Origin of the sequence: Lysobacter sp. ISL-50, from assembly GCF_018612875.1 — a bacterium.
GTDB lineage: Bacteria > Pseudomonadota > Gammaproteobacteria > Xanthomonadales > Xanthomonadaceae > Lysobacter.
In genome coordinates, this window is the sequence record NZ_JAGGRI010000020.1 from 59,150 (window position 1) to 82,495 (window position 23,346).

Genomic DNA, 23,346 nt, shown 5'->3' on the forward strand with positions numbered 1-23,346 from the left:
CCGGCCGCGGCCGACTAGACTCGATAGCTCGCCTTCATCCGCTCCAGGAGTTCCCGCATGCTTCGTCCCGTCCTGCTCGCCGCGGCCATCGCCGCCGGGCTGTCCTGCGCGCCGACCGCTTTCGCCGCGGCTTCTCCCGGCACCGCGACCGCCGCGTCCGCTCGCAGCGTCCAGGCCCAGGCCCTGCATGGTTTGTTCGACGCGCAATGGGAACGCGGCTTGCGCGAAAGCCCGGAAGGCGCCAGCTACAACGGCGACAAGCGCTACAACGACCGCTGGACCGACCAGAGCCTGAGCGCGATCCAGGCGCGTGCCGAAGGCGATCGCAAGGCGTTCGCCGAGCTCAAGGCGATCGATCGCGGCCAGCTATCGGCGACCGATCAGCTCAACTACGACGTGTTCGCCTGGAACCTGGAAAAAGCCATCGGGCGGCAGAAATACCGCGAGTACCTGATGCCGCTCAGCCAGCAGGGCGGAGTGCAGACCCTGGACGGCGTGGTCGAAGCGCTGAGCTTCACCGAGGTCAAGGACTACCGCGACTGGCTCGCGCGCATGCGCGCGGTGCCATTGGTGATCGAACAGAACCAGGCGCTGCTGCGCGAGGGCGTCAAGGCCGGCCTCACCCCGCCGCGGGTGCTGATGCAGCGCGTGCCGGGCCAGATCGCCAAGCAGGTCGTGAGCGATCCGAGCAAGAGCCCGTTCTACAAGCCTTTCACCCGTTTCCCCGACAGCATCCCGGCGGCCGAGCGCAGCGCGCTGCAGGCGCAGGCCAAGAAGGTGATCAGCGAAACGCTGGTGCCGGCCTACCGCGGTTTCGGCGAGTTCTTCGACAAGGACTACCTGCCGAACACCCGCGCCAGCATCGCCGCCGCCGATCTGCCCGACGGCAAGGCCTATTACGACTTCCTCGCCGCCGACTACACCACCACCGACCTGAGCGCCGATGCGATCCACCAGATCGGCCTGAAGGAAGTCGCGCGCATCCGCGCCGAGATGGAGAAGATCAAGAGCGAGGTCGGCTTCAAGGGCGACTTGCCGGCGTTCTTCCATTACCTGCGCACCGATCCGAAGTTCTTCCACAAGACCCCGGCCGAGCTGCTGGAGGCGTACCAGGCCGCGGCCAAGCGGATCGATCCGGAACTGGTGAAGATCTCCAAGATCATCCCGCGCCAGCCCTACGGCGTGCGTTCGATCCCGGACAACATCGCGCCCGACACCACCACCGCCTATTACTTGGCCGGCGCCGTGGACGGCAGCCGAGCGGGGTACTACTACGTCAATCTGTACAAGCCCGAGATGCGCCCTACCTGGGAAATGATTCCGCTGTCGCTGCACGAAGCGGTGCCGGGCCATCACTTCCAGTTCGCCCGCGGCCTGGAACTGCCCGACGCGCCGATGTTCCGCCGTACCGGCTACTTCGTCGCCTACGGCGAGGGCTGGGGCCTGTACGCCGAGCGCCTGGGCTACGACATGGGCCTGTACGACGATCCCTACGACCGCATGGGCCAGCTGTCCTACGACATGTGGCGGGCGGTGCGGCTGGTGGTCGACACCGGCATGCACGCCAAGGGCTGGAGCCGCGAGCAGGCGATCAAGTTCTTCACCGACAACGCGCCCAAGACCGAGCAGGACGTGGTCAACGAGATCGACCGCTACATCGGCACCCCGGGGCAGGCGCTGGCGTACAAGATCGGCCAGCTCAAGATTTCCGAGCTGCGCGAGCGCTCGCGCCAGGCGCTGGGCAAGGACTTCGATCTGCGCGACTTCAACGATGAAGTGCTCTCGACCGGCTCGGTGCCGCTGAGCGTGCTGGAGAAGCATATCGATGCCTGGATCGCCAGTAAGAAGCGCATCTAATTATTTAATTCAATTACTTACAAATCGTACTTAAGGTTCTACATAAGTAGGCGCCGTGCCCGGGTCACGGCGTCGGCCGCGGCCGCCGGCCTGACGGGGCCCGATCTCGCGGTCCCGGCAATGGAGCAGCCCGGCGTCCGGCCGGGCTGCGGGCCCGCAGCCGAAGCGCCGGCCGCGTTCTCCGCCCTGGCGTCGATTTGCGCGTAAGCCCCTGTCCCTGCCATACTTTCCGGCTCCCACACGGCCTGCGGCCATGTCGGGACCTTGCTCCACCGGACCCGATGCGGGTCTTGGGGGGCTGAATCGGGTCGCCCTCGGCGATCCCTCATCCACAAGGAATCACACCATGCGTCATTACGAAGTCGTGTTCCTGGTCCATCCGGACCAGAGCGAGCAGGTGCCGGCCATGATCGAGCGCTACAAGTCGCTGATCGAAGCCGGTGAAGGCAAGATCCACCGTCTCGAAGACTGGGGCCGCCGTCAGCTGGCGTACCCGATCTCGAACCTGGTCAAGGCCCACTACGTCCTGCTGAACATCGAAGTCACCCAGACCGTGCTCAACGAGTTGGTCGACGGTTTCCGTTTCAACGATGCCGTGCTGCGTCATCTGGTCATGAAGCGCGACGACGCCGACACCGAACAGTCCCTGATCATGAAGTTCAAGGACGAGAAGGGCGACAAGCCCGAGCGTGGCGAACGCCGTCGTCGTGACGATGACAGCGACAACGCCGTCGGCACCGCCGACAGCGCCGAAGACAACGCCGAAGCCGCCTGAGGATTGCCCCCATGTCCAAGTTCTTCCGTCGCCGCAAGTTCTGCAAGTTCACCGCCGAGGGCGTCAAAGAGATCGATTACAAGGATCTCAACACCCTGCGCCAGTACCTGACCGAGACCGGCAAGATCGTGCCGAGCCGCGTCACCGGCACCAAGTCCAAGTACCAGCGCCAGCTGGCCACGGCGGTCAAGCGCGCTCGTTTCCTGGCGCTGATCCCGTACACGGACAACCACAACGCTTGAAAAAAGCAGTCAGTCCGCTCAGCGGGCTGACTCTTTGCCCCCCTCTCCCGCCAGCGGGAGAGGGCAGGGGTGAGGGACCACCAGATCGCAAAGTTCTGCATAGAACCCGCATCTGGCCTCCTCACCAACACAGACCCCGATTCCAGCTCTTCGGACAGCGAATCCCGCTGCGGACCTACAGGCCCGCTAACGAATACGGAGCAATCCCATGCAACTGATCCTCCTGCAGAAAGTCACCAACCTCGGCAACCTCGGCGACAAGGTCAACGTGAAGCCGGGCTACGGCCGCAACTTCCTGGTCCCGCAGGGCAAGGCCGTTCCGGCCACCGCCAGCAACCTGGCCGAGTTCGAAACCCGTCGCGCTGAGTACGAAGCCAAGGCCAAGTCGCAGTTCGAAGGCGCCGAGGGCCGCAAGGCCAAGCTGGAAGGCGCCACGGTGACCGTCCACGCCAACGCCGCGACCGAAGGCAAGCTGTACGGTTCGGTGACCCCGCGCGATATCGCCGAGGCGCTGACCAAGGCCGGCTATCCGGTCAACAAGTCGGAAGTGATCATGGGCGAAGGCCCGATCCGCCGCACCGGCGAGTACGACGTGCTGATCCACCTGCACGCCGACGTCGAAATCACCGTCAAGGTCACGGTCGCCGGCGAAGTCGCCTGATCCGAGCCTGACACGGTACGAATGAGGGCGCCGCGAGGCGCCCTTCGTTTTTGCGGCGGCGGATCGCGGCGCCGCGATGGCCGGGTGGAGCGCGAGGAGCGCGTGCTTTCGCCGCCGTTCGCCGGCAGTGGGCGCAGATCGCCCGATCTCATCGCTTGCGACGACGATGTGCAATAGAAGCACAGCTTATCCCGCTGTTATCCACAAGCTTATCTGCAACCAGAACGGCGCTTTCGCATCTACTATCGAAATCCGGTTCCGATTCGCCATCGCGCGGCGCTCGTCATGAGCCCGCTCGTTAGATCGGCCGGCACGCCAATGACCAGTTCCGGGCCCTTGCGGGCTCGATCGGCCGCGTTGCGGCCGAAACGACGAGGATCGTCTCCCCGATGAGCGCACGTGCCGGCGGATTCCGTGGCGAAAAACGTTTCGAGACCCGCGCCGAACAGCGCATCGACCAGCTGCGCGTGCCGCCGCAGTCGGTGGAGGCCGAACAAGCCGTGCTCGGCGGCCTCATGCTCGCGCCCGACGCTTACGACCGCGTCGCCGACCAGATCGTCGAAGAAGACTTCTATCGCCGCGATCACCAGCTGATCTACCGCGCGATCCGCGAGCTGGCGGAAAAGAGCCGCCCGTTCGACGCGGTGACCCTGGGCGAATGGTTCGAGTCGCAAGGCCTGACCGAGCAGGTCGCCGGCGGCGCTTACCTGATCGAACTGGCCACGACCACGCCGTCGGCGGCCAACATCACCGCCTACGCCGAGATCGTTCGCGACAAGGCGGTGATGCGCAAGCTGATCGAGGTCGGCACCGAGATCGTCAACGACGGTTTTCAACCCGATGGCCGCGACAGCGGCGAGATCCTGGCCAAGGCCGAGCAGCAAGTGTTCGCGATCGCCGAAGCCGGCGCCCGCGGCCGCACCGACTTCACCCCGGTCACCAAAGCGCTGTCGGAAGCCTTCGACGTGCTGCAGACCCGCTACGCCAACGGCGGCTCGGTCACCGGCATTCCGACCGGCTACACCGAATTCGACGAGATGACGGCCGGCCTGCAGAACACCGATCTGCTGATCCTCGCGGCGCGCCCGGCGATGGGCAAGACCGCCTTCGCCCTCAACATCGCCGAGCACGCCGCGTTCCGCACCAAGAAAGCGGTGGCGGTGTTCTCGATGGAAATGTCCGCCAGCCAGCTGGCGCTGCGACTGATCTCCTCGGTCGGCCGCGTCAACGCCCAGCGCCTGCGCTCGGGCCAGCTGGAGGACGAGGATTGGGCGCGCGTCACCGGCGCGATCCGCCAGCTGCGCGAGGTCAAGATCTTCATCGACGACACCCCGGGCCTGTCGCCGGAAGTGCTGCGCGCCAAGTCGCGCCGGCTCAAGCGCGAGCACGACCTGGGCCTGATCGTGATCGACTACCTGCAGCTGATGTCGGTGCCGGGCAACAACGAAAACCGCGCCACGGAAATTTCCGAAATCTCGCGCTCGCTCAAGCATCTGGCGAAAGAACTCAACCTGCCGGTGATCGCGCTGTCGCAGCTCAACCGCTCGCTGGAACAACGCGCCGACAAGCGCCCGGTGATGGCCGACTTGCGCGAATCGGGCGCTATCGAGCAGGACGCGGACGTGATCGTCTTCATCTACCGAGACGATTACTACAACAAGGAAACCTCGCCGGACAAAGGCCTGGCCGAGGTCATCATCGGCAAGCAGCGTTCCGGCCCGACCGGTTCGCTCAAGCTCAAGTTCTTCGGCGAGTACACCCGCTTCGACAACCTGGCCCACGATTCGGTCGGTTCGTTCGAGTAAGTCCGCATCCGCCCGCGCCGCCCCGCATCGGCCGGGCGGCGACCGGGGCAGGGCATCGCCGCGTTCGCCGGCTGGCCCGCCCACCGATCCAAACCTTTCGCGTCCAAGCCGCCGCCGGTCGGACCAAGCTCCGCCGTCGCCGCCGGCAGTTGCCGTGCGCAAGCCGGGAACGGTAGCCTTGCCGGTGTTGCTCCAGTTCGTCCGAACTCACACAGGAAGTGTCATGGTCGATCCCCGATTCCGTGCAGGCGCCCGCGCCGCCGCCGTGCTGCTGGCCGCGACCGCGGCGCTGGCCGCGTGCAAGGCGCCCCCGGCACCGGCCGCGCCGAGCGCCGACGCCCCGGCGGCGCCCGCCGCCGCGACGCCTGCACCGGCCGCCACCGTTCCCCAGCAAGGACAGCCCGACATGTCGTCTGTGCAAGATGCGTTGAAGAAGGACATGGCCTACGCCGATCTGCGCAAGCTCGTCCTGGACGGCGGCTGGCAGCCGGTCGTGGACCCGCAGTGCCGGACCCAGGTGGTCGGCCACGACGAACAGACCTGCAAGGAAAACCCGGACCTGGCGATCTGCCGGGCCTGCACCGACATCCCTGAGCTGAGCGCCTACAGCGGCGACGGCTACGCCATCACCCGCTTCAGCCACGATGCGCAGCGCCTGGAAGTCACCAGCTACGGCATGATCGAAGACTGGAACGTGGCCGGCGCGGACTCGCGCCTGCGTGTGACCGAATGGAGCTTCAGCAAATAACACCGCGCTGGCCGCGCTGAGCGGCCGCCGGATCGGGCCAGGGCCCGGCGCGCCATCATGCGCCGCCCGCCGGATCGAACTTACTTCCAGATGTTTCCACCCAGACGTTTCCAGCAAACGTTAGACAGGAACCCAGCAAACGCCTGCCAGCGAACCCCGGCAGGTCGCGGTGCAGTCAGGGCCGCAAGCGGTACGGATTAGCAAGGATCCGCGCCGCGAAGCGCAAGTCGGACACCCGTCCCGCTTGCCATGGCCGGAGCCGATTCAGGACGAAACTCTCCGGATACGCCATCCAACCACTTGTCGGTAAACGGAGATTTCCAACATGAGCAATCCACTGAGCGAGCTCCTGGAGCGCGGCGAAGGCGGCTATGGTTCCTATAACCGCGGCCGCGCCGGCGATGCCAACGGACGCACCATCGATTTCTCGCAGATGACCCTGGGCGAACTGCAGCGTCGCCAGCATCTGCCCGCGGGCAATCCCGACCGCCTGTTCGCGGTCGGCAAATACCAGATCATTCCCGGCACCATGGACCTGGCCGTGGCCAGCCTGCGACTGGACCCGAACCAGCGCGTCACCCCCGAGCTGCAGGAGCGGATCTTTTCCGACTACCTGATCTCACGTAAGCAGCCCGGTATCCGCGACTACATCACCGGCCAGCCCGGCGCCACCCTGCATCGCGCCCAGGACCAACTGGCCGGCGAATGGGCCAGCGTGGCGGACCCCGACACCGGCCGCAGCCGTTACGGCGGCGTCGGCGGCAATGCCGCGTCGATCTCGGCGCCCGACGCCGGCCGCGCCCTGCAGCAGATGCGCAGCAACTATCAGGAAGCGATCGGCCGCGGCCAGACGCCGGAGCAGGCCTGGCGCACGGTCACCGACGTCGGCCCGACCCGCGCTCAGGCCCAGACCCCGGCCAATCCGCTGGCCGATGGCACCCTGAGCCGCAACGAGAGCGGCGAACCGGTGCGCCAGCTGCAGCGCACCTTGAACCAGCTCGGCTTCAAGGACGAGCGCGGACAGGCGCTGGAAACCACCTCCGGCGTCTACGGCGCACACACCGCGGCCTCGGTGCGCAGCTTCCAGCACGCCAATCACCTGCCGGAAACCGGCGTGGCCGATCGCGCCACCCTGGCGGCGGTGCAGACGCAACTGCAATTGCCCGAAGCCAGCCGCAACCATCCGACCCCGGCGACGCCGCAGCCGCAGGGCACCGGCCACTGGCCGGCGCCGGGCAACACCACCATCAACCACGCCGACAAGCCGGGCGAAGGGCAGGGCGAATTCGGCACCTCGCGCGGCGGCGGCGCGCGCACCCACAAGGGCGTGGACATCGTCGGCCGCGAAGGCGACCCGATCCAGGCCTACAGCGGCGGCACCGTGCACGTGAAGCCCAACAACGGCGCCGCCGGCAACATGGTCAGCATCGACCACGGCAACGGCGTCTCCACGGTCTACATGCACATGCGCGACATCAACGTGCGCGACGGCCAGCACGTCGAGCCCGGCCAGCAGATCGGCACCATGGGCCGTACCGGCAACACGCCGCGCCAGGGCGATACCCATCTGCATTTCGAATATCGCGTCAACGGCGTCGCGGTCGATCCGATGCAGCACCTGACCGTGCCCGGCCGCGGTCAGACCACGCCGACGACTCCGGCCACACAGGCACCGACGCCGGCCACTCGCGACGCGATGGCCGACGGCGTGCTGCGCCAGGGCGAACGCGGCGCCGACGTGCGCGGTCTGCAGCAGTCCTTGAACCAGCTCGGCGTGCGCGATGAGCGCGGCCAGCCGCTGGAAACGCGTTCGGGCATCTACGGCGAACACACCGCCGGCGCGGTGCGCAATTTCCAGAGCACGCACAATCTGGAACCGACCGGCATCGCCGATCAGCGCACCCTGGACGCGATCGGCCGGCAACTGCCGCAGGGCCGGGTGACCGCCAACGCCGAGGTCAACGCACCGGCTGCACCGCAGAGCACGGTGCCGGCCGCGCCGTCGCCGACGCCGAACACGCCGCCGGCCCCGCGCGAAGCCGCCGCCGGTCCGCTGATCACCGACGCATCGCATCCCAACCACGCGCTGTACGCGGCCATCGGCCGGCAGATGCCCGGCGCGCGTCCGGAAGCCGTCGCCAACGTCACCTTGCAGGCGATGGAGAACGGCATGACCCGCCCGGATCAGGTCGGCACGGTGTGGAAGAACGGCAGCGACGTGCTGGTGCAAGGTTCGACCCCGGGCTTCCACGTGCGCGTGGACACCCAGGCGCCGACCCCGCCGATGCAGCAGATGAGCGACCACATGGCCAGGCAGAGCCAGCAGCACGACCAGGAGCAGCAACAGCGCCAGCAGTTGGCGACTCCGGGGCGTTGATGGCTTGGATCGGATGAGCCCGGCGAGTGCCGGGCTTCGCCGGCGGTCATCGGCTGTCGGTTGATCGAGCTGCAGGTGCAGGACACAACCGGCCCCGCTTCGGCGGGGCCGCGTTGTTTCTGGGATCGGTATCGCTCGCGTAAGAGCCGGCTCAAAGCTTCTCGGGAACATGTTTGTCGTTCACACGAAAGCAGGCCCGCTTTACTTCACTTCGGCGGAGCCGGACATTCAAGGACTTCAGCGTCATCCATCAAGACCGTCATTCCCGCGAAGGCGGGAATGACGAGCAAAAAAAGCGGCACGTGAAGCAGGCACTGTGAACAGCATCTCGCGCACCGACTTACAGCGCCCCCGCGCCCTCGCGCACCGTTTGCGCAAGATCGGCATGCGCCCGATCGCGGTACGATGCACCTCGCCGCCAACCCCCGCCATGCCGTCGTGAGGACCTTCGTGAGCAATCCGCTGAGCGCACTGATCGAACGCGGCTCGGGCGGATACGGCGCCTTCAACCGCGGCCGCAGCGGCGATTCGCCGGGCCAGCGCATCGACTTCTCGCGCCTGAGCTTGCGCCAGGTGCAGAACCTGCAGCATCTGCCGCGCAACGATCCCGACCGCCTGTTCGCGATCGGCAAATACCAGCTCATTCCGTCCAGCGTCGATCTCGCCGTGCGCGCGCTCAAGCTCGATCCCGCGCAAGCCTTCGATCCGCAGTTGCAGGAGCGGATCTTTTCCGAGTACCTGATCGTGCGCAAACGCGCGTGCGTGCACGCCTACATCGCCGGCCGCGACGGCGCGACCGTGCAGCAGGCGCTGGCGCAGCTCGCCGCCGAGTGGGCCTACCTGGGCGGCACGCCGGCCGAGGCGTCCGCGATCGCGATCCCCGCCGACGAAGTCGCGCAGGCGCTGGAGCAGATGCGCACGCAGTACGCGCAGGCGATCGGGCGCGGGCTCGTCGGCAAGCAGGCGTGGGCCCTGGTGACTTCGGTGGACGGGCAATGACGCGCTGAGGCGGCGGCTTGCGCGCAAGCCGAAATGCCGTTCGCCCACATAAACGAAAAGCCCCGCTGCGACGCGGGGCTTTTCATTAGCGAATCGATGAGCCTCAGCGCCGCTCTGCGCGACCGCCGGGATCAACCGGCCCGGACGCCGCTCAAGTGCAAGGACCTTCCCATGCCAAGCGCCGTTCCGCGTTGCTCGCATCCTTGATCACGAAGCACTGTTCGGCGTCGGATTGGGCGAAGCTCGGCAACTTCGGGCAATCGATCATCTTCGCCGTGTCGTACAGCGAGGCCGCCTGGCTGGTGATCGGCTCGACCGCGCCGGAGGCATCGGTGGCGAAGGCGCCGCGCTGCCACTTGTCGTCCACCCGGAACTGCAGTCGCTGGCCGTCCAGGCCGATCAGGTCCGAACCCATCGGCTTGCCCCAACGGATCAGCTCCTGGCCCTTGGCATCGAACTCGACCACCGAGTCGGGCAACAGCCACGGGTCCGACAGCGGAATCGCGTCGACCTTGACGACCGGATAGCGGCCGCAGCCGTCCTCGCCCCAATCGACGATGCGCGGGTCTTTCGACTCTTCGCTCTTGGCCGCGAAGGAGAACTGGTAGACCGGTTTGGGCGCGGCGGCGGGCGCGGGTTGCACGGCCGGCGCCGTATTCGCGGCGGGCGCGGGCGTCGCCGCCGGCGCGGCGGTATCGGAGGGCGCGCCGGCCTTGCAGGCGGCGAGTACGAGGCAGAGCGTCATGGCCGGGATCGAGCGATTCATTCGCGGGAACTCCTTGATGCGGCGCGGTGGTCGTGTGAGCGATCGGGCAGGGCGGCGGCATCGCAAGCGCGGCCTGCCGATGCGGCGAATCATAGGTCAGTTTCGCCGCGTCACGAACGGGCCCGGCCGTTGCCGCGGCACCCGCGCGCGAGGCCCCCAAGCCCTGATCGGTGGCCGAACAGGCCGCCGCGAGCGATTGTTGATCTTGCGCACGCTATGAAGTTTTGTCGCATGCAACCGGTTTCTTGAATGCGCCCGTTCAGCCAGTTCGGGCTAGCCTGCGTCCGCAGTGCACGGATTCGTCCACGGATTGACGCGTTGATGACGAGTCGCGGCGCATCGTAGCCATTGCCCCCCAACTCCATCGGTGAGTTATATGAATTCCAATATCAAGACCATGATCGCCGCCGTACTGATGTCCTGCGTCATGGTGACCGGCGCCGCGGGCGCTCAGTCCAAGTCGTCCAAGAAGACCCCGCATTGCTACAACGTCGAAGTGCAGCGTCCGAAGCAGATCAAGGACCAGCACAAGATCGCCGGCACGGCGATCGGCGCGGTGGCCGGTGGCCTGCTCGGCAACCAGGTCGGCGGCGGCAACGGCAAGAAGCTCGCGACCGCGGCCGGTGCCGTGGGCGGCGCGTTCGCCGGCCGTAAGATCCAGGAACACCAGCAGAACAAGACCGAGACCGTGATCGAGCGCCGCTGCGACTGATTCGCGGCATCCGGCCGCAAGGTCCGGACGCAAACAAGAAACCGCGCGTGGTCAGCCACGCGCGGTTTTTTTGTGGGACGACCACATCCCCAGCTCTTACGCCACCGCAGCCGCTTTTGTGGGAGGGCCCTTCAGGCCCGATGCTTTCCGCTCAGCCCGCCGCGCGCACTCAAATCCGCGCTCCCCAGCACAGCCGCTTTTGTGGGAGGGCCCTTCAGGCCCGATGCCTTCCGCTCAGTTCGCCGCGCACACTCAAATCCGCGCCCCCCAGCCCGACCCGCCGCATCCTCAGTTCCTTCGCGACCATCCGCGCCCAACTCAGTCAGACTGCGCCCTTGACATGGAGAACAAGTCGGCAATGGCATCCACGATCGCGCAATGGCTAAGAATTTCCGCGCTGCTGTTCGCCTGGGCCGCGAGCCCCGCGCAGGCCGCACCGCCGCTCGACCAAGCCACCCTGGAACTGGCGAGCGGCAACGAGGACACCGATTGGCGCATCGTCGAGGCCACCGGCGTCTACGAGGCCCTGGGCAACGCCGACGCACTGGCCAAAGGCATCACCGCCTCGAACGGCCTGGTCCGGCTCGATCCCGCGCAACTGCGCGCATTGCGCGAGCGCTACCTGCTAATCGAGAAAACGGGCGCAACGACGACAGGCCCGCGCCTGTGGCTGGTAGTCAACTCCAACCCCAAGCCGATCGCGCCGCGCTGGTCGGTGCGTCTGATGCAACGCGACGGCGTCGTCGACAGCCTGCGCGCGGCACGCTCGCTGGATGAATTGTGGGATGAAGCCGGCGCCTGGCGCATCGTCGCCACGAGCGAAGACCTGGCCCGCCGGCCCGAAGCGATCGCCCAGGCCGCCGCGTCCGCGCCGATCCTGCAAGGCGAGCAGATCGACGCCATAGCGATCAACGAAGCCGAGCAGACCCAACTGTGGCAAGCCCAACAAGGCGCCTGTCCGGGCCGGCTGTGGCTGATCACCGATTGCTGCATCGGCCCGGTCGGCTGGCAATGGACCATGCTCGATGTCGACGGCCGGCCGCCGCCCAAGCCGGAGCTGCGCTCGCCGCTGCCGGCCACGGTCGATCCGGTCGCCGCCTCGGCCTACGCCGACTGGGTGCGGCGTTTCACGGCCGATTATTCGGCTTCGGCCAAGCGCGCCGGCGCAGGCGACGACGGCATCGCGCAGGCCTTCGCCAACTCGGTCGCGCCCGACAGCCTCGCGCTGGCCTATCTGCGCGAGCTGGCCGGACAACAGCAACTGCACGGCGCCTCGGTGCACGCGCAGATCGCCACCGCGGCGCCCGGTCGCGTCGTCGCCGAAGTGATCGGCGGCAGCGTGTTCGCCGGATCGGCCGGACCTCATCCGGGCGCCGACTTCGGCCCGGCCCTGCCGGCGAAGGAGTCGTTCGAAGGCGTCTACGTCTGGTTCGCCAGCGACGACGAAGGCAAGCGTTCGATCCAGTCCGCGCTGCAATCGAAATGGCAGCGCGACACGCTGCGCGTTCCGGCCGAGGGCAGCGTCGAGCGCGACGCGTTCCCGCTGCTGATCTTCCGCCGCATCGACGGCAAGTTGTATCTGGCCGCTTTCACCCGTGAATTCCAGGCCATCGTCGAACCGCTCTATCAGCCGCAATGGTTCTAACCAACGCGCCGCGCGGTTTGCGCGACGTGCCGCCTCGGGGCGACTTCACACTGGGCTCATGGGCCAGGCCGGGGCCTTCGTTAGACTAGGCGCCATGGCACGACCGACTTGCGCAAACATCCACACCGACGCTCTGCGTCATAACCTCGCCCAGGCCCGGGCGCTGGCTCCGCACAGCCGGGTGATGGCCGTGGTCAAGGCCGACGGCTACGGCCATGGGCTTGAACGCGTCGCGCGCGCCCTCGAAGGCGCCGATGCGTTCGGCGTGGCCGCGCTGTCGGACGCCGATCGCCTGCGCGCGGCCGGGCTGTCGCAGCCCATCGTGCTGTTGTCCGGCTTCGACGAAGCCGACGATCTGCCGCAACTGCGCCGCCTCGGCGTGGAGACGGTGGTGCACCACATCAGCCAGATCGAAATGCTGGAACAGGCCGCGCCGGGCGATCCGATCCGTTGCTGGCTCAAGGTCGACAGCGGCATGCACCGGCTCGGCTTCGCCCCCGAACAGGTGCGCGAGGCCTATGCGCGCCTGAGCGAAGCGGCCGGCGTCGCCGACGGCATCGTGTTGATGAATCACTTCGCCAGCTCGGACGAGTTCGACGGCAACTCGCCCGGTAGCCGCCAGACCCGCGAGCAGTTGGCGGCCTTCGCCGCCGCCACCGAAGGCTTGCGCGGCGTGCGCTCGTTGTCCAATTCCGCCGCCGTGCTCGGCTGGCCCGAAGCCCACGCCGACTGGATTCGTCCCGGCGGCCTGCTGTACGGCATCAGCGCGGTCGAAGGCCGCACCGGCGCCGACTTCGGCCTGCGCCCGGCGATGACGCTGTCGACGCGGCTGATCGCGGTCAACCCCGTGCGCAAGGGCGAACGAATCGGTTACGCCGCGACCTGGCAAGCGCCGCAGGACATGCTGATCGGCGTGGCCGCGATCGGCTACGGCGACGGCTACCCGCGCGCCGCGCCTTCGGGCACGCCGGTGCGCGTGGCCGGCCACGACACTCAGGTCATCGGCCGGGTGTCGATGGATCTGATGACCATCGACCTGCGCGGCGTTCCCGCGGCCAAGGTCGGCGATCCGGTCGAGGTGTGGGGGCCGCAGCTGCCGGTCGAACGCATCGCGCAGATCAGCGGCACGATCGGTTACGAGCTGACTTGCTCGATCACGCGCCGGGTGCGTTTCGTCGAAGCGTAAGCGTCGGTGTCGTTCAACGTGGCGCTTTCTCGGCGCCGTGCACTCGCTCCGGAAATTTGTGCGCCGACAGCGGCCGCTGCTCTTGCTGGCATTTTTCTTGCGCCCAGTCGTTCAGCTGGCTCAGGAAAATCGCGCGAACGGGGTAGGGGGGCGCCGCTTTGAGAACGTTAGCAATGAGATCGGGCAACGCCCGATGGCGGCTCCGACCGGAGTCCGCCGATCATTGCATCCGGGGTTTCGATGAAGCAGAGCAAGTTGATGTGCGCGCTGGGACTGGGTCTGGCGACCATGATCGCGTCGGCCGCGAGCGCGGCCCAGGAACGCCCCAACCCGAATCGCGTCTGGGTCACACTCAAGCCCGCCAACGCCGCCGGCTCGGCGTCCGCGCGCGGCGCGGCGGCCATGCCGAACCTCGGCCAGCGCATCCAGGCCCTGCGCGGCAAGCTCGGCGCGGCCCAGGCCGGCGAAGCAGTGCTCAACTACCAGTTCGACCGCATCAACGCCGCGGTGATGACCCTGGCCTCGCCCGAGGCGGTCAAGGCGCTGCGCGCCAACCCCGACGTGGAATCGGTCGAGATCGACCAGCCGCGTTACCTGCAGGCGCAGAGCGTGCCCTACGGCATCGACCAGGTGCAGGCGCGTGACGCCTGGGACGCCAACCGCGACGGCGTCATCGACACCGGCGCCGCCACCGGCGCGGGCATCAAGGTCTGCATCATCGACTCGGGCCTCAACAAGAACCACGAAGAGTTCGCCGGCCTGACCATCACCGGCTATCCGACCGGCTGGGATACCGACACCTGCGACCACGGCACCCACGTCGCCGGCACCATCGCCGCGGCCAACAACAGCACCGGCGTGGTCGGGGTGAGCCCGGGCAAGGTGTCGCTGCATATCGTGAAGATCTTCGGCAGCAACGGCTACAACGGCAGCCAGCACGGACAGTGCTCGTGGACCTACTCCTCGACCCTGGCCGATGCCGCGCAGCGCTGCCAGGCCGCCGGCGCCAAGGTCATCAACATGAGCCTGGGCGGCCCCACCGCCAGCACCGCCGAACGCACCGCGTTCCAGGCCGTTGCCGACGCCGGCGTGCTCAGCATCGCCGCGGCCGGCAACGACGGCAACAACGCGCAGAGCTATCCGGCCGGCTACACCAGCGTGGTCTCGGTGGCGGCGGTGGACTCGGCCAACGTCAAGGCCGACTTCTCCCAGTTCACCCCCAAGGTGGAACTGGCCGCGCCGGGCGTGGACGTGCAGAGCACCTACCCGCTCAAGAACGACCCGCTCACCGTCGGCACCTCCAGCTTCGCCGCGACCCCGGTCGCCGGTTCCAGGCAGACCACCGCCAGCGCCGGCTGGGTCAACGGCGGCCTGTGCCAGACCTCGTCGAGCACCTGGCGCAACAAGATCGTGGTCTGCCAGCGCGGCACCAACACGTTCCTGGACAAGATCACCAAGGCCAAGAGCGGCCGCGCCGCCGGCGTGGTGATCTACAACAACGTGGACGGCGCCTTGAACATCGGCCTGTACACCGGCACCGCGCCGAACCTGACCCCGACCACCACGACTCTGCCGGCGGTGGGCATCAGCAAGGCCGACGGCGAATACCTCGTCGCCAACCTGGCGGGCCAGACCGCGACCGTGGATGCGACCCCGTCGGTCGCCAACAACGCCTACGAGACCATGAGCGGCACCTCGATGGCGACCCCGCACGTGGCCGGCTCGGCCGCCGTGGTGTGGAGCGCCAAGCCCACCGCGACCGCACAGCAGGTGCGCGATGCGCTCGACGCCACCGCGCTGGACATCGACGCGGCCGGCCGCGACGACAACACCGGCTGGGGACTGGTGCAGATTCCGGCGGCGATCGCCGAGTTGCAAGCGCAGTAAGCGCGCCGGTCGGGTTGCGACCTCGCGAACGGGGGCCTTCGGGCTCCCGTTTTTTTGTGCCTGAACCGACGGCACGACAGCGACACCTCGATGGCCACGACCTCGCCGCAAGTGGCCGCGCGGCCGCGGAGGCGTGGAGCGCGCGGGCGAGCGCGACTTCGCAGCGGATGGGCGTTCGACGCGGCGCATTCGCGGCAGCGTGCAAGGCGTCCGGAAAATCGTGCGCCAAGCCGACGGACGAATCCATAAATTACGTGCCCAAGCCCGCTGCCGTTCGCAGCCGAATTCATCACGAATCCGCATCGCATCGAGCGTAGGCGCAAGTTGCGTGCACTGCATGAGTTGGGACAAGTCCGAAAAGCGAGCGTCGCGGTAGGGACCACGGGCCGCGCCGTCGTTTTCGTCCTTGACCCGGCCGACATCCCGTCAACGGATACGCATCGGCCGGCTCGAACTCCTTCCAAAGCTCAAGGGACGACAGGATGAAGCAGAACAAGCTGGTGGGTGCGATGTGCGTGGCATTGGCCACGATGTGGGTCGCGGGCGCGGCACAGGCCGCGACCGACAACGGCGCGAAGCGGGTATGGGTCGCGTTCAAGGAAACGCCGACGGCGGTGCCCAAGCTGTCCACCGACCCCAAGGCGATGCTCGATCAGATCGCCGCGATCGTCGGCCAGGCGCACGAGCGCATGAACGCCAACGTGCGCGGCTTGAATGCGCGGCTGGCCCAGCGCAAGTTCGGCCAGGCCAAGCAGCACTATCTGTTCGAAGGACTCAACCAGGCGGTGCTGACCCTGCCGTCGGCCGCGGCGATGGAAGACCTGCGCAAGGACGCTTCGGTGGCGTCGATCGAGATCGATCCCGAGCGCTATCTGCTGGGGCAGACCACGCCGTACGGCGTCGACCACATCCAGGCCAGCGCGACCTGGGATGCCGACGGCGACGGCGCGATCGACGCCGGCGCACCGACCGGCGAGGGCATCAAGGTCTGCGTGATCGATTCGGGCCTCAAGCGCACGCATGAGGATCTGGCCGGGGTCGCGATCACCGGCGTCAACAACGCCAATGCCACCGAGGGCTGGGATACCGACACTTGCGGCCACGGTACTCATGTCGCCGGCACCATCGCCGCGGCCAACAACGACACCGGCGTGGTCGGCGTGAGCCCGGGCAAGGTGGCGCTGCATATCATCAAACGGTTCGCCGGTGCTGGCTGCAAGCAGGCCAGCTATGCGTCCGATACCGTCTCGGCGGTCAAGCAGTGCGAGGCCGCCGGGGCCAAGGTCGTCAATATGAGCCTGGGCGGGACGATCTCCTCGTCCACCGAGAAGAGAGAACTGCAGGCGGCGGCCGATCGCGGCATGCTGGTGGTCGCGGCGGCCGGCAATTGGGCGGTGACGGGAGGGCCGAGTCTGTTCGGCACCACCGCGCCGAACCCGCTCGCGTATCCCGCGTCCTATCCGAGTGTGTTGTCGGTGGCGGCGGTAGACTCCAACCAGCAGCGCTGGGTGAACTCCGAGTTCAACAGCGAGGTCGACCTGGCCGCGCCGGGCGTGGGCGTGCGCAGCCTGGGCCTGGCCACGAGTCAGCCGCTGCTGGTCGGCAACTCCAGCATGCCGGCCGACGTCGCCGACGGTTCGTCCGATACCGCTGCCAGCGCCGGCTGGGTCGACGGCGGTCTGTGCAAGGCTTCGTCGGCTACGTTCAAGAACAAGGTCGTGCTGTGTCAGCGTGGCGAGATCAATTTCGGCGTCAAGGCCAGCAACGCGAAGTCGGGCGGCGCGCTCGGCGTAGTGATCTACAACAACGTCGATGGTCCGCTCAAGCCCACACTGTCCAACGCCAGCGGGACGGCGATCACTCTGACCATTCCGGTGCTCGGCATCAGCAAGGCCGACGGTGAGGACATCCTGGCCAAGATGGCAGGACAGGTCGCCACGGTGAACGGCAAGTTGACGGTCAATGACAGCTCATATGCGTACTTGGACGGCACCTCGATGGCGACGCCGCATGTGGCCGGCGCGGCCGCGGTGGTGTGGAGCGCGCGCCCCACCGCGACGGCGCAGCAGGTTCGCAATGCCTTGCTGACCACCGCGAAGGACCTCGACGCGGGCGGCCGCGACGACAACACCGGTTGGGGCCTGGTCCAGGTCAAGGCCGCGATCGCGGAACTCAAGCGCGCGCCGTGATCCATGCGTAGCGGTTCGAATCCGGGGCCGGCAAAGGCCGGCCCCCGTTTGACCGATGTTCGAGCCGCAATCGCTGCTTCCCCGGGAGCGGCGATTGCGCTTCCAGGGCCGGTGTTCGCGGCCCGCGCGGACCGGGCGCTCCGTCGCGCATCGCCGCTGCGTCGACGGCGTTCGCGACGGCATACTGAGCGCCCGTCGAGCGCGCCGCCCCGATGCCCGAAACCCCAGCTCTCGCCCTGGTCTGGTTCCGCGACGACCTGCGCCTGGCCGACAACCCGGCCCTGCGTGCGGCGCTGGAGGCCGGTTACCTTCCGGTGCCGATCTACATCCACGCGCCGGACGAACACGGCACCTGGCGGCCCGGCGCCGCCTCCGACGCCTGGCGGCACCGCTCATTGGCCGCGCTCGATGCCGACCTGCGCAAGCGCGGCTCGCATCTGCGCCGGTTCTTCGGCCCCAGCCTGACCACGCTGCAATCGCTGGTATTGGCCACCGACGCCCAGGCGGTGTTCTGGAATCGCCGCTATGAACCCTATATCGAAAAGCGCGACACCAGGATCAAGCAGGCGCTGCGGCGCATGGGCCTGGAGGTGGAGAGCTACAACGGCGCGCTGATGTTCGAACCGTGGACGCTGCGCACCAAGCAGGGCGGGCCGTTCAAGGTGTTCACGCCGTTCTGGCGCTCGGCGCTGGCGAACTGGAAGGACGAGCCGTTGTGGGAGCCGCCAGCGTCGCTGCCCGACACTCGCGAAGGCCCCGAGGGCGTGCCGCTGGCGGCGCTCAAGCTCGCGCCGCAACGCGACTGGGCGGAAACCTTCTGGGAGCACTGGACGCCCGGCGAAGCCGGCGCGCACGCGACGCTGGAAACCTTCGTCGACGGCGCCCTGCGCGGCTACGCGAGCCAGCGCGACCGGCCCGACCGGGTCGGCACTTCGCGACTGTCGCCGCATCTGCATTTCGGCGAGATCGCGCCTTGGCGTGCCGCGGCGGTGTTGCAGCGCGAGCGCAACGCCGGCAACGCGCGCGATGTCGAATCGGCGATCCGCGAACTGGGTTGGCGCGAGTTCGCCCATCACCTGCTGCACCATTTTCCCGACACGCCCGAGCAGAACTTCAATCCGCGCTTCACCGATTTCGCCTGGGCAAGGCTGTCGCAGCCGAAGTTGGAGGCTTGGCAGCAGGGGCTGACCGGCGTGCCGATCGTCGATGCCGGCATGCGCGAGCTGTGGGCCACCGGCTGGATGCACAACCGCGTGCGCATGATCGTCGCCAGTTATCTGACCAAGCATCTGCGCTATCACTGGCGTCACGGTGCGCGCTGGTTCTGGGACACCCTGGTCGACGCCGATCTGGCCAGCAACACCCTGGGCTGGCAGTGGGTGGCCGGCACCGGCGCCGACGCGGCGCCGTATTTCCGCGTGTTCAATCCGGTGACCCAGGCGGAGAAGTTCGATCCCGACGGCGACTACATCGCCCGATGGGTGCCCGAACTCGCCGCATTGCCGGCGCCGCTGCGGCATGCGCCGTGGCGCGATCCGCGGGCGCTGCGACGGGCCGCGCCGGACTATCCGCCGCAACCGCTGGTCGATCTGCGGGCGGGGCGCGATGCGGCGTTGGAGGCATATCGCAAGTTGCGGGATTGAGGCGGGACTTGGGAATCGGGAATCGGGAATCGGGAATCGCAAGAGCGAAGCACATGCTTGCTCGTGTTGCATGCGTACCGCGTAATGCTTTGCGAGTCCCAAATCCCGAGTCCCGCGTTGACCCGCCCGCAACCGCGTGATTCACTCGCCGGACACGTTGGGAGGGCGCATGGCCAAGGCAGAATCGGATGCACCGCCGCGCAAGCGCGCGCGCCGCGAAGCGATGTCGCGGGTCGATACCGCCTGGTTGCGGATGGAACGTCCGACCAACCCGATGATGATCACCGGCGTGCTGATGTTCGCCGAGCCGATGTCGGTCGATGCGCTCAAGCGGGTGATCAAGCAGCGTTTCCTCGCTTACGCCCGGTTCCGCCAGAAGGCCGTGGACACCGCCGCCGGCGCCTATTGGCAGACCGACGAGGATCTCGATCTCGACTGGCACGTGCAGCACACCGCGCTGCCCGGACGCGGCGGCAAGCGCGTGCTGGAGCGTTTCGTCAGCCAGCTCGCGTCCAGTCCGCTCGATTCCAGCCGGCCGCTGTGGCAGTTCCATCTGATCGAACGCTACAACGGCGGCTCGGCGCTGGTCGCGCGCATTCATCACAGCTATGCCGACGGCATCGCCCTGGTGCAGGTGCTGCTGTCGCTGACCGACACCACCGCGCAGCCGGCCAAGGGCAGCGATCTGGCCCATGCCTGGCTCAAACAGGACGGCGCCGATGTCGCGCGCCGCGTCGGCGCGGTCGATCGCTACATGAAGTTGGGCAGCCGCGCGATCGAGAAGGGCATGGAGATGTATCGCGACCCGACCCTCGCCGCGATGCTGGCGAAGGAGGGCGGGGAGATCGCCCGCGAACTGTTGCAGGCGCTGTCGCTGTCGGACGATCCGCCGTCGATGCTGCGCGGCAAGCTCGGCGTGTCCAAGCGCGTGGCCTGGGCCGAGCCGCTGGATCTGGAAGAAGTCAAAGCGGTCGGCCGCGCCTGCGACTGCACCGTCAACGACGTGCTGATGGCGACCGCGGCCGGCGCGCTGCGCAGCTACATGATCGAACGCGGCGATCAGGTCGACGGCCTGACCCTGCGCGCGACCGTGCCGGTCAACCTGCGTCCGCTGGAGCACGCGCGCAAGCTCGGCAATCACTTCGGTCTGGTGTTCCTGGATCTGCCGGTGGGCGAGAGCAATCCGATCCGCCGCGTGGAGCGGGTCGCCGAGTGCATGAATAATCTCAAGAATTCGCGCCAAGCCATTGTTGCATTTGGACTTTTAGCTGCGCTCGGCATGGCGCCGGCGCAGGTGCAGGGCTTGGCGCTGGAGTTGTTCAGCCGCAAGGCCACCGCGGTGGCGACCAACGTCCCCGGGCCGCAGCAGCCGCTGTACATGGCCGGCTGTCGTCTGGACGAGATGATGTTCTGGGTGCCGCAGACCGGTTCGATCGGCGTGGGCATTTCGATCCTGAGCTACAACGGCCGGGTTCACTTCGGCCTGATCGCCGACGGCAAGCTGATCCCCGATCCCGACGCGGTCATCAGCCGCTTCGGCGCCGAGTTCGACAAGCTGCTGTACCTGGCGCTGATGGGGAATTGGGATGTGGCGCTGGATGCTGAGGGGGCGGACGCGTTGATGGTTTGAGGGGTGGGGTTTGGGAATTGAACCTCGATTCGGGAGGTGGGCCGCTTACTCAGGTCTAGTCTCTCGTCGTAACTCCGTCACTCGTCATGCGTTGGCCTGACGTCATTGTCCTGACGCACCTGCCGTCACTCGTCGTAACCCACCTACCGTCATTCCCGCGAACGCGGGAATCCAGTGACTTCAAAGGTTCTCGCACGAAAGGCCCTGGATTCCCGCGTTCGCGGGAATGACGGACTGGAAGGATGACGCTGAAGTCTCTGGATGTTCGGCTCCGCCGAAGTAAAGTGGAGCCCGCCTTCGCGGAATGACATTCCGGAGGGACGCCGCCAATTCCGCACCGCCGCCTGAACAGGGCCGCGCCCTCGTCACTCGCCACCAACGGCGGCGTGATTAGCTTGTCTGCGCTCCGCCACACAGACGAGGAATCCCATGAAGACCCAGCTCAAACTCGCCCTCGCGGCCGCCGCGATGACCGCGCTGCTCGCCGGCTGCGCCACCGGTGGCGGCGGTTACTACGGCGGCCAGCAGCAGCCGTATCCCAATAACCAGTATCCGCAGGGCCAGAACCCGCCGCCGCAACAGCAGGGCGGGATGAACCGCACCCAGAAGGGCGCGCTGATCGGCGCCCTGGCCGGCGTCGCCGCCGGTCTGCTGAGCGGCGACGACGCCACCGAACGCCGCCAGCGCGCCCTGATCGGCGCCGGTGTCGGCGGCCTGGCCGGCGGCGCGATCGGCAACTATCAGGACCGCCAGGAGCGCGCCCTGCGCGAGCGCATGTCGGGAACCGGCGTGGACGTGGTCCGCCAGGGCGACAACATCACCCTCAACATGCCCAGCAACATCACCTTCGCCTTCAACAGCGCCAACCTGGAGCCGCAGTTCTATTCGGTACTCGACAACGTCGCCAGCACGCTCACCGAATATAACCAGACCATCGTCGAGGTCGCCGGCCATACCGACAGTATCGGCACCGACGCGGTCAACCAGCGCCTGTCCGAGCAACGCGCGGCCAGCGTCGGCAACTACCTGATGTCGAAGGGACTGGTGCGCGACCGCTTCATTCTCACCGGCGCCGGCAAGACCCGCCCGATCGCGAGCAACGACACCGAACAGGGCCGGGCGCAGAATCGCCGCGTCGAAATCACCCTGGTGCCGGTGCGCTCCTGAGGCATCGGAGGCGACCTCGATCGGCGGAATTAGTCGCGTCGGCGACGCAGGTTGCGCCACGATCGATCCAGGCACCGGGCCGGCTCACGGCCCGGTGCTTATTCTCAAGAATCATTTAGTAATTCACTCGCTCGGCTTGCATGCCTTCGCACCGGGCGCGATTTGGTTTCAGAGGGAATCAAGCGGTTTTTCCGGCGTTACAATGCCCCGGGGTCGATGCGCGATTCAGCGCTCGCGCTTCGATGCCGCCGTTGCGACTTTGGTCGCACCGGCCGATGGCCCACCCTGTGGTAGTAATGAGCGACAGTGAATTCCCGTATCGACGGCATGAGCCTACGCATCGCGCTTTCTGACGATCACCCGGTGGTACGGGCGGGCGTGCGCGCGCTGTTGGAATCGGCGTCGGCGCTCAACGAAAACTGGCGGGTGGTCGCCGAGGCGGCCAACGCCGACGAATTGCTGACCCTGCTGGCCAGCACGCCGGTGGATCTGCTGATCACCGATTTCTCGATGCCCGGCAGCCGCGCCGGCGACGGCCTGAGCCTGTTGGGGCAGATACAACGCCGTCATCCGCAACTGCCGGTGATCGTGCTGACCATGATCAGCAACGTGCCGGTGCTGCGCTCCATCGCCGATGCCGGAGTCAAGGGCCTGCTCGACAAAGCCGCCGCCGGCACCGAATTGCCACAGGCGGTGCGCGCGGTGATGCAAGGCCGGCTGTACTACGGTGAGGCGCTGCGGCCGATGCTCGACAGCGTGCGCAGCGGCGGCGAGCGCGACGAGGCCGCGTTGTCGCCGCGCGAAGCCGAAGTCCTGCGCCTGTTCGCCGCCGGCAGCAGCGTGTCGGAAATCGCCGCGCACTTGCATCGCAGCAAGCAGACCATCAGCCGCCAGAAGACCGACGCCATGACCAAGCTCGGGCTCAAGAACGATCTGGAAATCTACGACTACGCCCGCTCCAAGGGACTGCTTTCCTGAGCCGGCGATGACAGCGGCGAGCGCCATCGATGCGGCGACGGGCACGGGCCCGCGCGGCGCGATGCCGGCGCGGGGCGAG

At 67.4% G+C, this 23,346-nt stretch carries 18 protein-coding genes; 17 read left to right on the top strand and 1 reads right to left on the bottom strand.

Features of this window, described 5'->3' with window-relative positions:
* Positions 1 to 57: 57 nt before the first annotated feature.
* The 8 genes from J7J50_RS12820 to J7J50_RS12855 all read left to right on the top strand — a co-directional run bounded on the left by J7J50_RS12820 (position 58) and on the right by J7J50_RS12855 (position 9,464).
* On the top strand, positions 58 to 1,857 hold the full coding sequence (locus J7J50_RS12820; protein ID WP_215058511.1) for a DUF885 domain-containing protein: 1,800 nt from the start codon (positions 58 to 60) through the stop codon (positions 1,855 to 1,857).
* A gap of 346 nt (positions 1,858 to 2,203) precedes the next feature.
* Positions 2,204 to 2,632: a 30S ribosomal protein S6 gene (gene rpsF / locus J7J50_RS12825; RefSeq protein ID WP_057943043.1), complete on the top strand. Its 429-nt coding sequence runs from the start codon at positions 2,204 to 2,206 to the stop codon at positions 2,630 to 2,632.
* Between the two features lie 11 nt (positions 2,633 to 2,643).
* Positions 2,644 to 2,874 carry a 30S ribosomal protein S18 gene (gene rpsR / locus J7J50_RS12830; RefSeq protein ID WP_031372470.1) on the top strand — a complete coding sequence of 77 codons (231 nt, stop codon included), beginning with the start codon at positions 2,644 to 2,646 and terminating at the stop codon, positions 2,872 to 2,874.
* Between the two features lie 208 nt (positions 2,875 to 3,082).
* Entirely contained in the window at positions 3,083 to 3,535 is a 453-nt protein-coding gene (rplI, locus tag J7J50_RS12835; RefSeq protein WP_215058512.1) for a 50S ribosomal protein L9, read from the top strand.
* 389 nt (positions 3,536 to 3,924) lie between these two features.
* Positions 3,925 to 5,340, top strand: coding sequence for a replicative DNA helicase (locus J7J50_RS12840; protein WP_215058513.1), 1,416 nt, complete (start codon positions 3,925 to 3,927; stop codon positions 5,338 to 5,340).
* A gap of 223 nt (positions 5,341 to 5,563) precedes the next feature.
* Complete coding sequence (locus tag J7J50_RS12845; RefSeq protein ID WP_215058514.1) at positions 5,564 to 6,088, top strand: hypothetical protein; 525 nt, start codon at positions 5,564 to 5,566, stop codon at positions 6,086 to 6,088.
* 325 nt (positions 6,089 to 6,413) lie between these two features.
* Complete coding sequence (locus J7J50_RS12850; RefSeq protein ID WP_215058515.1) at positions 6,414 to 8,465, top strand: peptidoglycan-binding protein; 2,052 nt, start codon at positions 6,414 to 6,416, stop codon at positions 8,463 to 8,465.
* Positions 8,466 to 8,915: 450 nt separating this feature from the next.
* Positions 8,916 to 9,464, top strand: coding sequence for a hypothetical protein (locus tag J7J50_RS12855; protein WP_215058516.1), 549 nt, complete (start codon positions 8,916 to 8,918; stop codon positions 9,462 to 9,464).
* A gap of 151 nt (positions 9,465 to 9,615) precedes the next feature.
* Here the strand turns inward: J7J50_RS12855 and J7J50_RS12860 are convergent, their stop codons facing one another.
* Positions 9,616 to 10,230: a hypothetical protein gene (locus J7J50_RS12860; protein ID WP_215058517.1), complete on the bottom strand. Its 615-nt coding sequence runs from the start codon at positions 10,228 to 10,230 to the stop codon at positions 9,616 to 9,618.
* 427 nt (positions 10,231 to 10,657) lie between these two features.
* On the opposite strand from J7J50_RS12860, the gene J7J50_RS12865 reads away from it, so the two are divergent.
* From J7J50_RS12865 to J7J50_RS12905, 9 genes are all read left to right on the top strand, one after another.
* Positions 10,658 to 10,942: a glycine zipper 2TM domain-containing protein gene (locus J7J50_RS12865; RefSeq protein WP_235115104.1), complete on the top strand. Its 285-nt coding sequence runs from the start codon at positions 10,658 to 10,660 to the stop codon at positions 10,940 to 10,942.
* A gap of 358 nt (positions 10,943 to 11,300) precedes the next feature.
* Positions 11,301 to 12,587, top strand: coding sequence for a hypothetical protein (locus J7J50_RS12870; protein ID WP_215058518.1), 1,287 nt, complete (start codon positions 11,301 to 11,303; stop codon positions 12,585 to 12,587).
* Between the two features lie 94 nt (positions 12,588 to 12,681).
* The gene (gene alr, locus J7J50_RS12875) at positions 12,682 to 13,773 is read left to right on the top strand and encodes an alanine racemase (protein ID WP_215058519.1); all 1,092 of its coding nucleotides are present in this window, start codon (positions 12,682 to 12,684) and stop codon (positions 13,771 to 13,773) included.
* 240 nt (positions 13,774 to 14,013) lie between these two features.
* Complete coding sequence (locus J7J50_RS24800) at positions 14,014 to 15,660, top strand: S8 family serine peptidase (RefSeq protein WP_285222310.1); 1,647 nt, start codon at positions 14,014 to 14,016, stop codon at positions 15,658 to 15,660.
* 482 nt (positions 15,661 to 16,142) lie between these two features.
* Entirely contained in the window at positions 16,143 to 17,849 is a 1,707-nt protein-coding gene (locus J7J50_RS25130; RefSeq protein ID WP_285222311.1) for a S8 family serine peptidase, read from the top strand.
* A gap of 212 nt (positions 17,850 to 18,061) precedes the next feature.
* Positions 18,062 to 19,492: a deoxyribodipyrimidine photo-lyase gene (locus tag J7J50_RS12890; protein ID WP_215058520.1), complete on the top strand. Its 1,431-nt coding sequence runs from the start codon at positions 18,062 to 18,064 to the stop codon at positions 19,490 to 19,492.
* A gap of 169 nt (positions 19,493 to 19,661) precedes the next feature.
* Positions 19,662 to 21,122: a wax ester/triacylglycerol synthase family O-acyltransferase gene (locus tag J7J50_RS12895; protein WP_215058521.1), complete on the top strand. Its 1,461-nt coding sequence runs from the start codon at positions 19,662 to 19,664 to the stop codon at positions 21,120 to 21,122.
* 429 nt (positions 21,123 to 21,551) lie between these two features.
* On the top strand, positions 21,552 to 22,289 hold the full coding sequence (locus J7J50_RS12900; protein WP_215058522.1) for an OmpA family protein: 738 nt from the start codon (positions 21,552 to 21,554) through the stop codon (positions 22,287 to 22,289).
* Between the two features lie 306 nt (positions 22,290 to 22,595).
* Positions 22,596 to 23,267 carry a response regulator gene (locus tag J7J50_RS12905; protein WP_343222496.1) on the top strand — a complete coding sequence of 224 codons (672 nt, stop codon included), beginning with the start codon at positions 22,596 to 22,598 and terminating at the stop codon, positions 23,265 to 23,267.
* Positions 23,268 to 23,346: the final 79 nt, after the last annotated feature.

Bases quoted from the DNA above. Each gene is read 5' to 3' on its own strand.
- J7J50_RS12820 (WP_215058511.1), top strand. From the start codon at position 58: ATGCTTCGTCCCGTCCTGCTCGCCGCGGCCATCGCCGCCGGGCTGTCC.
- rpsF (WP_057943043.1), top strand. From the start codon at position 2,204: ATGCGTCATTACGAAGTCGTGTTCCTGGTCCATCCGGACCAGAGCGAG.
- rpsR (WP_031372470.1), top strand. From the start codon at position 2,644: ATGTCCAAGTTCTTCCGTCGCCGCAAGTTCTGCAAGTTCACCGCCGAG.
- rplI (WP_215058512.1), top strand. From the start codon at position 3,083: ATGCAACTGATCCTCCTGCAGAAAGTCACCAACCTCGGCAACCTCGGC.
- J7J50_RS12840 (WP_215058513.1), top strand. From the start codon at position 3,925: ATGAGCGCACGTGCCGGCGGATTCCGTGGCGAAAAACGTTTCGAGACC.
- J7J50_RS12845 (WP_215058514.1), top strand. From the start codon at position 5,564: ATGGTCGATCCCCGATTCCGTGCAGGCGCCCGCGCCGCCGCCGTGCTG.
- J7J50_RS12850 (WP_215058515.1), top strand. From the start codon at position 6,414: ATGAGCAATCCACTGAGCGAGCTCCTGGAGCGCGGCGAAGGCGGCTAT.
- J7J50_RS12860 (WP_215058517.1), bottom strand. From the start codon at position 10,230: ATGAATCGCTCGATCCCGGCCATGACGCTCTGCCTCGTACTCGCCGCC.
- J7J50_RS12865 (WP_235115104.1), top strand. From the start codon at position 10,658: ATGGTGACCGGCGCCGCGGGCGCTCAGTCCAAGTCGTCCAAGAAGACC.
- J7J50_RS12870 (WP_215058518.1), top strand. From the start codon at position 11,301: ATGGCATCCACGATCGCGCAATGGCTAAGAATTTCCGCGCTGCTGTTC.
- alr (WP_215058519.1), top strand. From the start codon at position 12,682: ATGGCACGACCGACTTGCGCAAACATCCACACCGACGCTCTGCGTCAT.
- J7J50_RS24800 (WP_285222310.1), top strand. From the start codon at position 14,014: ATGAAGCAGAGCAAGTTGATGTGCGCGCTGGGACTGGGTCTGGCGACC.
- J7J50_RS25130 (WP_285222311.1), top strand. From the start codon at position 16,143: ATGAAGCAGAACAAGCTGGTGGGTGCGATGTGCGTGGCATTGGCCACG.
- J7J50_RS12890 (WP_215058520.1), top strand. From the start codon at position 18,062: ATGCCCGAAACCCCAGCTCTCGCCCTGGTCTGGTTCCGCGACGACCTG.
- J7J50_RS12895 (WP_215058521.1), top strand. From the start codon at position 19,662: ATGGCCAAGGCAGAATCGGATGCACCGCCGCGCAAGCGCGCGCGCCGC.
- J7J50_RS12900 (WP_215058522.1), top strand. From the start codon at position 21,552: ATGAAGACCCAGCTCAAACTCGCCCTCGCGGCCGCCGCGATGACCGCG.